Below are 12,632 nucleotides of genomic sequence, written 5' to 3'. Positions count from 1 at the left end.
CCTCCGGCGTCTGCCACTTCGCCTACGACGACGAGGAGACCTGCATCGCGGAGGTGCGCTACCTCCTCTCCCTCCTCCCGCAGAACAACCGCGAGAATCCGCCACGCGTCGAGTGCACCGACCCGGCCGAGCGCCGGGGTGACGTCCTGCTCGACCTGGTCCCCGCGGACGGCAACCGGCCGTACGACATGACCAAGGTCATCGAGGAGATCGTCGACGACGGCGAGTACCTGGAGGTGCACGAGCGCTGGGCGCGCAACATCATCTGCGCGCTGGCCCGGCTGGACGGCCGGGCCGTGGGCATCGTCGCCAACCAGCCGCAGACCCTGGCGGGCGTCCTGGACATCGAGGCCAGCGAGAAGGCCGCCCGCTTCGTGCAGATGTGTGACGCCTTCAACATCCCGATCATCACTCTCCTGGACGTCCCCGGCTTCCTGCCCGGCGTCGACCAGGAGCACGGCGGGATCATCCGCCACGGCGCGAAGCTCCTCTACGCCTACTGCAACGCGACCGTGCCCCGGATCTCCCTGATCCTGCGCAAGGCGTACGGAGGCGCCTACATCGTCATGGACAGCCAGTCCATCGGCGCCGACCTCACGTTCGCCTGGCCCACCAACGAGATCGCCGTGATGGGCGCCGAGGGCGCCGCCAACGTCATCTTCCGCCGCCAGATCGCCGAGGCCGAGGACTCCGAGGCCATGCGGGCCCGCATGGTCAAGGAGTACAAGTCCGAGCTGATGCACCCCTACTACGCGGCCGAGCGCGGTCTCGTCGACGACGTCATCGACCCCGCCGAGACCCGTGAGATCCTCGTCAGGTCCCTGGCGATGCTGCACACCAAGCACGCCGACCTGCCCTCACGCAAGCACGGCAACCCCCCGCAGTAACCCAGCGGACTTTCCGCGCCACCCCTGCGGAAACCTCTCTCACGGAGACTGACACCCATGACCACGCCTGACATCCGCGTCGAGAAGGGCCACGCCGAGCCCGAGGAAGTCGCCGCCATCACGGCGATCCTGCTGGCCCGTGCCGCCCGTTCCCCCGAGCCCACCCCGGCCCACCGCGGCCGCCTCAAGGCCGGCTGGCGCCGCCTGGAGCGCGAGGGCGGTTTCCGCGCCCCGCACAGCTGGCGCTGACCGCCCGCGCGCCACGAGCACGACGAAGGCCCCGACGCCCTATGGGCGGCCGGGGCCTTCGTCGTGCGGGGGGCGTCCGCCCCCCCACGCGGGGGCGGGCGGTGGGCGGGCCGGCGGAACGCGAGGACGAGGTGGAGCAGATCGACGCGCTCCGGCGCCCCTGGCGAACCGGACCGCATCGCTCCAGGGCCTCCTGCGGCCGCCGATCGCCGGGACCCCGCCGGACCCTGGTGACGTGCAAAGGCCCCTGCGCCTCCCCGGGAAGGGGGCAAGGGGCCGTTGCACGGAAGCCGGAGGAAGCCGGAAGCCGGTGGTCCTACCGCAGACGCGCCATCAGCGCGTGCTCGACCAGCGTGATCAGCGCCGACTTGGCGTCCGCGCGGTGGCGTGCGTCCGTCGTGATGATCGGGGTGTCGGGGCCGATCTGGAGGGCCTCGCGCACCTCGTCCGGCTGGTACGGCTGGTTGCCGTCGAAGCCGTTGAGGGCGATGACGAAGGGGAGACCCGAGTTCTCGAAGTAGTCGACCGCCGGGAAGCAGTCGGCGAGTCGGCGGGTGTCCACGAGGACGATCGCCCCGATGGCGCCGCGCACCAGGTCGTCCCACATGAACCAGAAGCGGTCCTGGCCGGGCGTACCGAAGAGGTACAGGATCAGGTCCTGGTCCAAGGTGATACGGCCGAAGTCCATGGCGACCGTCGTGGTCGTCTTGTCTCCGGTGTGGGTGAGGTCGTCGATGCCCGCCGAAGCGGACGTCATGACGGCCTCGGTACGCAGCGGGTTGATCTCCGAGACGGCCCCGACGAACGTGGTCTTGCCCACGCCGAAGCCACCCGCCACCACGATCTTCGCTGAGGTGGTGGAGCGGGAAGGACCGCCGCTAGAGCTTGCGAAGTCCACTGAGCACCCTTTCGAGCAGTGTCACGTCTGGCTGGCCGCCGGCGTTCTCGTCGCCGCCGGGCTGATGGATGGCGACCAGTCCCGCCTCCGCCAAGTCGGCGACGAGGATCCTGGCCACGCCGAGAGGGATCGTCAGGAGGGCCGAGATCTCGGCCACCGACTTGATCTCCCGGCACAGGTTGCAGATCCGCTGATGCTCGGGCAGCTGCCCCTGCATCTGGTGCGGAGCCGCGGTGGTGTGCACCAGCGCCTCGATGGCGAGCTGGTACCGCGGGCGGGTCCGACCGCCGGTCATGGCGTACGGACGCACCAAGGGGTTGTTCGACGCCCCGGCGGGCGCCGACTCGGGGGCGCGGCGATGCGGCTGCACGGGCTCGATGCGCGGCTGGTGCGGCTGGTCGTACGGCGACGGCCCGGGACCCTGCGGACCCTGAGGTGCGTACGGCTGACGCTGGCTCGGAGCGGAGGGGAAGTCGTAACGGTTCGGGTTCTGAGAACCGTCGCCCTGGCCCTGGGCAGGGCCGTACGACCAGTTGCCCGAATGGGAACCGCCTGGGGGTGTTGCCACTTTCTCTCCTCCTCCGACTGTGCCTGGCACCCACCACGTGGAAGCCGCGTCCCGAAACCCTACGGCCTCGGGACGCCAAAACGCACCGTCCATCTATTAGTTGAGAAGGCTCCCTTGGAGCTCCGCTCGAAGGTCGGGCGTCAGGACCGTGCCGGCCCGGTCCACCAGAAGGGCCATCTCGTAGCCGACGAGGCCGATGTCCGCCTCGGGGTGAGCGAGCACCGCGAGCGACGAACCGTCCGAGATGGACATGATGAACAGGAATCCCCGTTCCATCTCCACGACCGTCTGGTTCACGCTGCCCCCCTCGAAGATCCGGGAGGCGCCTGCCGTCAGCGACGTCAGACCGGAGGCGACGGCCGCGAGCTGGTCGGCACGGTCGCGGGGAAAGCCTTCGGACATCGCCAGAAGGAGTCCGTCGGCGGAGACCACCACCGTGTGGGACACCCCCGGGGTGTTGTCCACGAAGTTGGTGATCAACCAGTTCAGGTTCTGTGCCGCCTGGCTCATCGGGCTCACACTAACGCTCCTGGTTGTAGGTGCTGTCAGGACCACTGTGCTGATTCCTGGCCTGACCGTTCGGTTCACTTCCTGCGTTGCGTCCGCGCTGAACGCCTCGACGCAGGTTGCTCAACCTGCCTCGGACGTCCTCCGGGGCGCGGGAGACCTGGGGGCCTCCCTGGGGGGTGCTCTCGGCGGTGCCCTCGACCAGATTGGCCTTGGGCACCCGTCGCGGCAGACCGGAGGAGGTGACCCCGCCAGCCTTCGGCTTCTTGAGCTGGGCGGCCTGCTGCCAGCGCGCGTCGTTCGCCGAACGCCAGTCCGCGGGGCCGTCCGAAGCGGGAGCCGACGCTTCCTGGGGCACGGGCCGCGCACCGTTCGAACCGCTCGCCGCGTGGGACCCGCGGCGGGGCAGTCCGGCGTCGGTCAACGCCTGGGGCTCGGAGGGGCCCGGCCCCGCACGGTCGAAGCCTACGCTGTCCTGCTCACCGGCGTCAGCGGCCTGCACGGATTCCGCTTGCGGAGCGTACTGGTCCTGGTAGCCGTTCTGGTAGCTGTTCTGCTGCGGCCAGTCGTCCTGGTAGGGCTGCTCCTCGTACGACTGGAAGCCCTCCGGCGCGGCCTGCCGCTCCGGCGTCCGCTCGTCCTGGGGAGCCTCCGCATACGCGGAGTCGGGGTAGCCGCCGTGCTGCCCGAAGGCACCGTTCCGCGCCCCCGTCCCGTTCGCCGGGAAGGCCTCGCTCTGCGGCACACCGCCGTTGGACGCGCCGTACGGATCCTCGTACGCCGTGTGCTGCTGCTCCTCGTACGACGTCTGCGGGTCGTACGCCGCCGGCTGCTCGGCGTATCCGGTCGCGCCGCCGTCGTAGCCGTTCTGCGGCGGGACGAAGCCGTTGGGGGAGGCGTCGAACGCGGGCCGCTGCCGCGTCTGGTCGAAACCGTCGCCGTACGCGGGTGCCTCGGCGGACTGCTGCCGGCCCGGCTGGTTCGGATGACCGGGTGCGGGGGCGTCCAGGGCCGCCCGGCGCTCCTCGCGCACCAGGGAGCGGCCGACCGGGTCCAGGTCACGCGGGTCGTCGGGGACCTCCGTGTACTGGCTGTCGTCGAAGCCCAGTTCGGCCGCCGTGCGCAGCGGCTGGTGGTTGAAGTCCTCGCCCGGGAACCGCTGCTCCGGGATGATCTGCGAGACGGTGAAGTCGTCGCGCTCGGGCTGGTGCTCGCCACCACCGCCGTGGGTGATGGCGTCGGGCAGCATGACCAGCGAGGTGGTGCCGGCCTGTTCGCCCGAGGGGCGCAGCTGGACCCGGATGCCGTGCCGGTCGGACAGCCGCCCGACCACGAACAGGCCCATGCGCTGCGAGATCGCGGCGTCCACGGTCGGCGGGTTGGCCAGCTTGTGGTTGATGTCCGCGAAGTCCTCGGCGGTGAGACCGATGCCCTTGTCGTGGATCTCGATCATCACGCGGCCGTCGGGGAGACGGGTCGCGGTGACCCGCACCTTGGTCTGCGGGGAGGAGAACGTGGTGGCGTTCTCCAGCAGCTCCGCCAGCAGGTGCACGAGGTCGGTCACGGCACGGCCGTGGATCTCGGCCTCCGGTACGCCCGACAGCTCGACGCGCTCGTACTGCTCCACCTCGGAGGAGGCGGCGCGCAGCACGTCGACCAGCGGGACCGGCTGGTCCCAGCGACGGCCCGGCTCCTCGCCGGCGAGGACCAGCAGGTTCTCGCCGTTGCGGCGCATACGGGTCGCGAGGTGGTCCAGGCGGAAGAGGTTCTCCAGCTGGTCCGGGTCGGCCTCGTTGTTCTCCAGTTCGGTGATCAGCGTCAGCTGGCCCTCGATCAGGGACTGGTTGCGGCGCGACAGGTTGGTGAAGATCGCGTTGATGTTGCCCCGCAGCAGTGCCTGCTCGGCGGCGAGCCGGACGGCCTCACGGTGGACCTGGTCGAAGGCGCGGGCGACCTCGCCGATCTCGTCCGTGGTGTTGATCGGGATCGGCGAGACCCGGGTGTCGACCCGGCCGGGATCGGTGCGCGAGAGCTGGTCGACCAGCATCGGCAGCCGCTGCTCGGCGATGCCGAAGGCGGCGTTGCGCAGCTGGCGCATGGACTGGCTCATCTGGCGGGCCATGAGGCTGGCGATGATGAACGCGGTCAGCAGGGCGATGATGACGATCGCGCCGTTGATGATGGCGTCCCGCTGGGCGTCGGAGGCGATCTGCCCGGCGTCGGTCACCGCACGGTTGATGAGGTCGGTCTCGATCTGGCTGTAACCCTCGAACTTCAGGGTCGCCGCCGACATCCAGGCCTGGGCGGTGACGCCCTGCTCGGCCAGCTGGGCGGGCGACTGCCCGCTGCCGATCGCCTGGATCATCTTGTCCATGGGGGGCGGGGCGACGAAGTCCTGGTCGGCCGCCTCGGCCTTCTCCTGGGCTTCCGCGGCCTGCTTCTTGCCTTCCTCGGTCTTCTCGTTCATGACCTGCTTGAGGCGCGCCGCGTCCTGCGTGGTGCCACCGGAGACGTACTCCTGGAGGGCCACGTTCTCCAGGTAGGCGTACGAGGTGAAGGCGGTGAGCTGCTGGCGGAAGACCGTCTTGTCGGGGCTGGGCCGGACGAGGAGGTGCATGCCGATCGAGCGCTGGAGCGACTCGGCGCCCTTGGCGAGGGCGATCGCGTAGACGGTGCGGCCGTACGCCGTGATGTTGCCGGTGCCGAGGCCGAGTTCGTTGGAGAACTCCATCAGCAGGTGCTCGATCGCGACGTAGCCCTCTTCGGTCTTCACCGGGTCCAGCGCCTTGGTGTAGGCGGCCGCGCGGATCTTCGCGAGAGTCGGCTCCATGTCCTTCACCAGGCCGAGGCGGCGCTTGAGGCCTTCCTTGTCCGGCATGCCGACCGTCTCGTTGTGGAAGGCGACGGCTTTCTGGTCGGTCACGGCGCGGGCGTCCTTGACGACCTCGCTGTCCTTCTTGTTCTGAAGCAGTGGTTCGGCGGAGACGTCACGCTCGTTCAGCAGCGCCTCGGCGTACGCGCCGGCGGCGGCCACGATCTTCGCCACCTTCTCCGCGTCGCGGGCCTCCTGCCACGTGTCGATCGAGCCCTTCACCTGGAAGCCGCCCATGACGAGGCCGACCAGCACGGGTATGAGCAGGATCGCGTTCAGCCTGGTGGGCACCCGCCAGTTGCGCGGGGAAAGACGGCCACCGCTCTTCGCGGGTGCTGCCGACGGCTCCGAACCGGGCACAGGGGCGGGTGCCGCTCCGCGCGGCGGCGGGGTGAAGTTGCCCCGGGCCGCCGGCTCGGGACTTTTCTTGCTTCGCCTCACTCGACCAACAACCTCTCGGCGGTCGGCACCTTCGTCGTGCCGCAGTGTCTCAGAGCCCGGTCAGCCATCGACCATGAGTACGTCATTGACCATTGGGCAGTTCAGGCATTCCAGCACGACGACCAGCGCAGTTCCAAACATGGGGAAGTGCCGGTTCGAAGCGATGTAAGCCCCAGATAAAACGGTCAAAACGAACTAGCCCCGTCAAATGACGGGGCGTTCGTGCGCGCAGCGACACCAAGCGACCGCGACGCGTGGCCGTACCACCCGATTCCTCTGCCGAAACGTTATGAACACCGGAGCCGGCCGTGTCAAAGGCCACAGTCGGCTCCGGAACGTCTACGGCAACTGACGTACGACACCACGGATGTGGTCCCGGCTCACCGCAGGCGAGCCATGAGCGCGTGCTCTACCAGCGTGATCAGCGCCGACTTGGCGTCCGAACGGTGGCGTGCGTCGGTCGTGATGATCGGGGTGTCCGGCCCGATCTGCAGCGCCTCGCGCACCTCCTCGGGCTGGTACGGCTGCTGCCCGTCGAAGCCGTTGAGGGCGACGACGAACGGCAGACCCGAGTTCTCGAAGTAGTCCACCGCCGGGAAGCAGTCGGCCAGCCGGCGGGTGTCCACCAGCACCACGGCGCCGATGGCACCGCGCACCAGGTCGTCCCACATGAACCAGAAGCGGTCCTGGCCCGGTGTACCGAAGAGGTACAGGATCAGGTCCTGGTCGAGCGTGATACGTCCGAAGTCCATGGCCACCGTGGTGGTGGTCTTGTCCCCGGTGTGGGTGAGGTCGTCGATGCCCGCGCTCGCGGACGTCATCACGGCCTCGGTGCGCAGCGGGTTGATCTCGGAGACGGCGCCCACGAACGTGGTCTTGCCCACGCCGAAGCCGCCCGCCACCACGATCTTCGCGGAGGTGGTGGCCCGCCCTCCGTCAGAGCTTGCGAAGTCCACTGAGCACCCTTTCGAGCAGCGTCACGTCAGGTGCGCCACCGTTGTTCTCGTCGCCGCCCGGCTGGTGAATGGCCACCAGTCCGGCTTCGGCGAGGTCGGCCACGAGGATCCGGGCCACACCGAGCGGCATGGCGAGGAGCGCCGAGACCTCCGCGACCGACTTCACCTCACGGCAGAGGTGGCAGATGCGCTGGTGCTCGGGGAGCAGCCCCATGAGCGCTGCCGGGTCGGCCGTGGTGCTGATCAGCGCCTCGATGGCGAGCTGGTAGCGCGGCCGGGTCCGGCCGCCGGTCATCGCGTACGGACGCACCAGCGGCTGGTCGCCCTCGTCCCCGTACGGCTCCGCGTACGGATCATGAGAGGCGGTGGGCGGGGTCATGAATCCTCCGGGCGGGACAGCAAGTCTCGGTCAGTCGTGCCGTCCGTCGAGGCCGGTGGGGGGATTGTGTCGGCCGGACGGTGATTTCGTGAGGCGGGTGGTGCCTGGGCGGGTCAGTGGAGCAGACTGCCCTGTAGTTCGGCGCGCAGGTCGGGCGTGAGCACCGCCCCGGCGCGGTCGACCAGGAGCGCCATCTCGTAGCCGACAAGGCCGATGTCGCACTCGGGGTGCGCGAGAACGGCGAGGGACGAGCCGTCCGAGACGGACATGAGGAAGAGGAATCCCCGCTCCATCTCGACGACCGTCTGTGCCACGCTGCCGCCCTCGAAGATCCGGGAGGCCCCGGCCGTCAGCGACGTGAGGCCGGACGCGACGGCCGCCAACTGGTCGGCACGGTCGCGGGGGAAACCCTCTGACATGGCGAGCAGGAGCCCGTCGGCGGACACGACAACGGTGTGGGACACCCCAGGGGTGTTGTCCACGAAGTTGGTGATCAACCAGTTCAGATTCTGTGCCGCCTGGCTCATCTGGCTCAACTAACGCTCCTGCTGGTGAGTGGGGCTCGGGAAACTGCCGGTCGAGCCGTTGCCGGCCTGTCGACCCTGCGCGATGCCCCGACGGAGATTGGTCAGCCGTCCGCGTACGTCGTCAGGCGCACGCGAGACCTGCGGACCGGCTTGGTGCTGTTGCTGCTGAGCCGTGCCCGGGACGAGGTTCGCCCTGGGCACCCGGCGCGGCAGGCCGGAAGTGGTGATGCCGCCCGCGGCGGGCTGCCGGACGCGCTCGGCCTGACGAACGAGTTCGTCGTTGGGCGAGGTGCGCCAGGAGGAGCCGGTCGCCGCGGGACGCTGGGGAGCAGCCGGAGCCTGCGGCTGCTGTTGCTGCGGCGTGGGAGCCGAGCCGTCGCCGTTTCCGTCGGCCTGCTGTCCGTGGAACCAGTTGGTCTCCAGGGTGTCGTACAGCGGGGTCCGGCCGTCACCCGGACCGGCCGGGGGCAGGGCCTCCGGCTCGGAGCGGGGGGCGGGGCGCGGCGGAACGGGCTGCTGCTGCGGGGAGTCGTAGCCGTTGCCGCCGTTGGCGTTCTGGGAGCGGTCGAACCGGCCCGGGGACGAGACGTCCTGGCCGCCGGGCAGCGAGTGCTGGCCGGTGCCGGAACCGTCGTGGCCGGGTGCGGGGAACTGACCGGTGGAGTTGTTGTCGTAGGCCTGCGGAGCGGCGAACCGGTTGGGGCCCGCCGGGGCGTTCTGCCCGCCCGGGGTGCCGAAGACGTCGTTGCGGACGTAGCCGTCCTGCCGTCCGCCCGTGCCCGGAGCCGGGAACTGGCCCGTGTCCTGAGCGCCGTTCAGACCCGAGAAGTGGGCCATGTCCTGGTACTGACCGGGATGCTGCGGGCCGCCGGTGCCGGGGCGCGCGAAGTCCGCGGGGCCGGCCGGGCCCTGGTGCTCCTCGATCCTCGGTATCTCGGCGGTGCCACCGGGCCCCTGACGGTCGTCGATGCGCGGCATCCGCGAGGTCTGCGCGACCTCCGGCTCGTCGTGTCCGCGCGGGGCGTCCAACGGGGTGCGCGGGACCGGCGGCTGGGCGTTGTCGCCGCCCCACCCGGCGCCGCGGGGCTGCGGGTCGCCACCCGGCAGCTCGGCACGCGGCCCACCGCGCGGCGGCAGCTGCGGCTGACGGCCACGGCCGCGACCGCCCTGCTCGCCACGGTTGTCGTTCTGGCGCGGCGCGGGCGGACGCCCGGCGCCGAACATGTCCTGGCCCTGGCCCGGCGTACCGGTACCGGCCGACTGGAGACCCTGCGGCGCACCCGGGGCCTGACCGCCGAAGCCGGCGCCGGCCGGAGCCGGGCGAGCCTGCGGGGGCGAGGCCGGACCCTGCGGTCCGCGCGGCGCACCGGGACGGCCACCGCCGTCACGGCCGGGCAACGCGGCCCGGGGCCCCTGACCGGCGGCGAGCCGGCCACCCGTGCCGGAGCCGGCACCGAGGGGACCGCCGCCGGGCGCACCGGCACCGAGCGCACCGCCCTGGCCACCCTGGCCGCTCTGACGGCGGGCCGCGGCGACACCGGCGGCGGCCTGCGCGGCGGCGGGACCACCCGACACGCTGCCCTGACCGGACTTGGGCTGCGGCTTCTTGCCGCCCTGGGCGACGTCCACGGGCAGCATGACCAGCGCGGTCGTACCGCCGGAGTCGGACGGGCGGAGCTGGATGCGGATGCCGTGCCGCTGGGACAGCCGGCCGACCACGAAGAGGCCCATGCGGCGGGAGACCGACACGTCCACGGTGGGCGGTGACGCGAGCCGTTCGTTGATCGCGGCGAGGTCCTCGGGGGAGAGGCCGATGCCGGTGTCGTGGATCTCGATCAGGACGCGGCCGTCGGGCAGCGCGTGACCGGTGACCTTGACCTTGGTCTGCGGGGAGGAGAACGAGGTCGCGTTCTCGAGCAGCTCGGCGAGGAGGTGCACGAGGTCGTTGACGACCCGGCCGGCCACTTCGGTGGTCGGCACGGAGGACAGCTCGATCCGCTCGTACTGCTCCACCTCGGAGGCGGCGGCCCGGAGCACGTCGACCAGCGGGACCGGACGGGTCCAGCGGCGGCCGGGCTCCTCACCGGCGAGGACCAGGAGGTTCTCACCGTTACGGCGCATGCGGGTCGCGAGGTGGTCGAGCTTGAACAGGGAGGACAGCTGGTCCGGGTCGGCCTCGCGGGACTCCAGTTCGGAGATGAGCGACAGCTGACGCTGGATGAGGCCCTGGGAGCGGCGCGAGAGGTTGGTGAACATCGCGTTGACGTTGCCCCGCAGGAGGGCCTGCTCGGCGGCGAGGCGGACGGCCTCGCGGTGCACGTCGTCGAAGGCCGCGGCCACCTGGCCGATCTCGTCCCGGGAGTGCACGCCGACCGATTCCACGGACGTGTCGACGTCCTGCGGGTCGGACTCGGACAGCTGCTTGACCAGCTCGGGCAGCCGGTCCTGGGCGACCTTGGTGGCCGTCTCCTGGAGCCGGCGCAGCGAGCGGATCATGGACCGGGCGACGACGAACGCGCCGACCAGCGACACACCGAGGACCAGCAGGATCAGCGCACCGGAGATGATCGCCTCGCGCTCGGACTCGGCGCGCAGCTCGCGGGCCTTCTGCTCCATGTCCTCGAGCAGCGTGGTCTCGATGTTGTTCATCTGCCGGATCTTGGTCGTGCTGGCGTCGAACCAGTCCTGGTACGACCGCTTGTCCAGCGACTTCAGACCGGTGGGGGAGCTGAGCGCACGCGTGGCGTAGGTGTCGGCGTCCTCGATGGTCGGGCTGCCCTGCTCGACGGGCTGGAGCAGTTCCTCGGCGCCCCCGTCGCCGTAGATGCTGGCGAAGCTCGCCAGTTCGGAGTCCTGGTTCTCCAGCGCGGCCTCGGCGTACTGCCGGTCGTTCTCGGATATCTCGCCGTAGACGTCGTCGTTGACCGGCAGCGCGGCCGCGAGGACGGCGCGCTGGACGGAGGCGTACTCCTTGGCGGCCGAGAAGGCGGCCAGCGCGCGGGTGCGCTGGATCATCTCCGGGTTGCTCGTGGCCTGCGCCATGTCCTGCGAGAGGTCGAGCAGGTGGGTGATGAGGCGGTGGTAGGCCTCCACCGTCTGGGTGGAGTTCTTCTGCTCCGCATAGGCCGTCTTCCGGACCTTCGCGAGGTTGCCGAGGTCGCTGAGGAGACCCACGAGGCTGTCGCGGACACCCTGGAGGTCGCCGTCCGTGCTGGAGGCGTCGATCTTCTCGGAGGCGTCCTTGAAGGAGTCCAGCGTCAGGTCGGTCTTCTCGCGGGCGCCCTTGACCGTGAAGTCGGCCGCGGTCTTGCCGTGGGCGAGCGGACCCGCGGACTTGTCGCGCTCGTCCTGGAGCCGGATGGCCAGCTCGGTCGCCTGCTTGGTCATGTCCGTCAGCAGCTTCATGTTGTCGAGCTGCTGGATGTCGTCCATGGACTGGTTGATGCGGAACGTGCCCAGCGTGGTGGCGGCGACCACGGGCAGTGTCAGCAGTGCGACGAGACGCGTGGAGATGCGCCAGTTGCGCAGGGCCATACGCGATCCGGAGCCGGGAGTTTCGACCGGTGGCCTGACCGTCGGAGTCGGTTGAAGGGAGCTCGTCGACGCGGACGCGCCGGAGCGCCCGGGGCGCTCACCGCCGTCGCCGGCCGGGCCCGGGTTCTGGGCGTGCTGGGGCGAGGAGCTGCCGGCCGTGGGGCCAGTCCCGCCGTGCGGCCCCGGCTCGGCCGGAGCACTGCCATCCCTCTTGAAACGTCCCTGCACTAGCGTCGCAACCTCTGGACCAGGCGCCCCTCCGCGTGAACGGAAGGACGGTGTCGGCGTCTTGAGGGGCGCCCTGAATACGCCCCCCGATTGGTCGTGAGTACCGGCGCTGGCTCCCCCTTCCAGCCGCCGCTCGGCGCTGCTGTGCGCCCTGCGCGCCGGCTCGTTCCCGCGGCGGTCCGTGGAATTCCAGCACAGTGCCGGATCTCCAACAAGGCTTGTTGGCCGGGCTGTGACATCCGTGACAGCGGGTGAGGAGTGCATGACCGGACGTAGAAAGTGATCCGTGGCAATACGGGCAAACGGGGGCGAAGGGTCAGGCGAGACGGGGTGTCCCAGTCGCCATGATCAGGAGCGGAATGAGAGCTTCAGGGGGGCAATGTCCGTTTTCTAGCGGTCGACCGAGAGTCTGGATTGACCGGTTTGGGCGCGGATTCGTGAGCAAACTCACACCTAGATCATGAGGCCCGCACGCGTACTTCGGGAATCGCGTGTTTAGCCTGACGCTTTACAGCGATGGCAAATCCGACAAGACGCGCTTACGGGGGCTCCCTCCGCCCGCCCGGCGCCCGGACAGGACAGGGCT

The 12,632-nt window shown here is 70.3% G+C and carries 10 protein-coding genes; 2 read left to right on the top strand and 8 right to left on the bottom strand.

Going from position 1 to position 12,632, the window contains the following annotated elements; genetic code table 11:
- Together ACZ5Y0_RS24025 and ACZ5Y0_RS24020 are read left to right on the top strand one after the other, a co-directional pair.
- Window positions 1-887: acyl-CoA carboxylase subunit beta (locus tag ACZ5Y0_RS24025; RefSeq protein WP_469130727.1), on the top strand; the 887-nt coding region annotated here is incomplete at its 5' end.
- Window positions 888-944: 57 nt separating this feature from the next.
- Complete coding sequence (locus ACZ5Y0_RS24020) at window positions 945-1,136, top strand: acyl-CoA carboxylase subunit epsilon (RefSeq protein ID WP_469130726.1); 192 nt, start codon at window positions 945-947, stop codon at window positions 1,134-1,136.
- 316 nt (window positions 1,137-1,452) lie between these two features.
- Here the strand turns inward: ACZ5Y0_RS24020 and ACZ5Y0_RS24015 are convergent, their stop codons facing one another.
- The 8 genes from ACZ5Y0_RS24015 to ACZ5Y0_RS23980 all read right to left on the bottom strand — a co-directional run bounded on the left by ACZ5Y0_RS24015 (window position 1,453) and on the right by ACZ5Y0_RS23980 (window position 12,046).
- Entirely contained in the window at window positions 1,453-2,034 is a 582-nt protein-coding gene (locus ACZ5Y0_RS24015; RefSeq protein ID WP_071369867.1) for a GTP-binding protein, read from the bottom strand.
- On the bottom strand, window positions 2,015-2,602 hold the full coding sequence (locus ACZ5Y0_RS24010; RefSeq protein WP_469130725.1) for a DUF742 domain-containing protein: 588 nt from the start codon (window positions 2,600-2,602) through the stop codon (window positions 2,015-2,017). Before ACZ5Y0_RS24010 ends, ACZ5Y0_RS24015 begins: the two co-directional genes overlap by 20 nt.
- Window positions 2,603-2,698: 96 nt before the next feature.
- Window positions 2,699-3,112: a roadblock/LC7 domain-containing protein gene (locus tag ACZ5Y0_RS24005; protein ID WP_033321188.1), complete on the bottom strand. Its 414-nt coding sequence runs from the start codon at window positions 3,110-3,112 to the stop codon at window positions 2,699-2,701.
- A gap of 10 nt (window positions 3,113-3,122) precedes the next feature.
- On the bottom strand, window positions 3,123-6,422 hold the full coding sequence (locus ACZ5Y0_RS24000) for a sensor histidine kinase (RefSeq protein ID WP_469130724.1): 3,300 nt from the start codon (window positions 6,420-6,422) through the stop codon (window positions 3,123-3,125).
- 380 nt (window positions 6,423-6,802) lie between these two features.
- On the bottom strand, window positions 6,803-7,378 hold the full coding sequence (locus ACZ5Y0_RS23995) for a GTP-binding protein (RefSeq protein WP_030793795.1): 576 nt from the start codon (window positions 7,376-7,378) through the stop codon (window positions 6,803-6,805).
- Entirely contained in the window at window positions 7,359-7,757 is a 399-nt protein-coding gene (locus ACZ5Y0_RS23990) for a DUF742 domain-containing protein (protein ID WP_019058642.1), read from the bottom strand. The genes ACZ5Y0_RS23995 and ACZ5Y0_RS23990 overlap by 20 nt, the downstream gene beginning before the upstream one ends.
- A gap of 113 nt (window positions 7,758-7,870) precedes the next feature.
- Window positions 7,871-8,284 carry a roadblock/LC7 domain-containing protein gene (locus tag ACZ5Y0_RS23985; RefSeq protein WP_003993189.1) on the bottom strand — a complete coding sequence of 138 codons (414 nt, stop codon included), beginning with the start codon at window positions 8,282-8,284 and terminating at the stop codon, window positions 7,871-7,873.
- Window positions 8,285-8,293: 9 nt separating this feature from the next.
- Entirely contained in the window at window positions 8,294-12,046 is a 3,753-nt protein-coding gene (locus ACZ5Y0_RS23980) for a sensor histidine kinase (RefSeq protein WP_469130723.1), read from the bottom strand.
- Window positions 12,047-12,632 lie beyond the last annotated feature (586 nt).

The sequence above is a fragment of the Streptomyces sp. NPDC033216 genome (assembly GCF_055577115.1).
The sequence above is the reverse complement of the archived record's forward strand: the minus strand, read 5'-3'. Positions and strand labels throughout refer to the sequence as shown.

What these genes read in the sequence shown, in the direction of transcription:
- ACZ5Y0_RS24020 (WP_469130726.1), top strand. Translation starts at nt 945, where the DNA reads ATGACCACGCCTGACATCCGCGTCGAGAAGGGCCACGCCGAGCCCGAG.
- ACZ5Y0_RS24005 (WP_033321188.1), bottom strand. Translation starts at nt 3,112, where the DNA reads ATGAGCCAGGCGGCACAGAACCTGAACTGGTTGATCACCAACTTCGTG.
- ACZ5Y0_RS23990 (WP_019058642.1), bottom strand. Translation starts at nt 7,757, where the DNA reads ATGACCCCGCCCACCGCCTCTCATGATCCGTACGCGGAGCCGTACGGG.
- ACZ5Y0_RS23985 (WP_003993189.1), bottom strand. Translation starts at nt 8,284, where the DNA reads ATGAGCCAGGCGGCACAGAATCTGAACTGGTTGATCACCAACTTCGTG.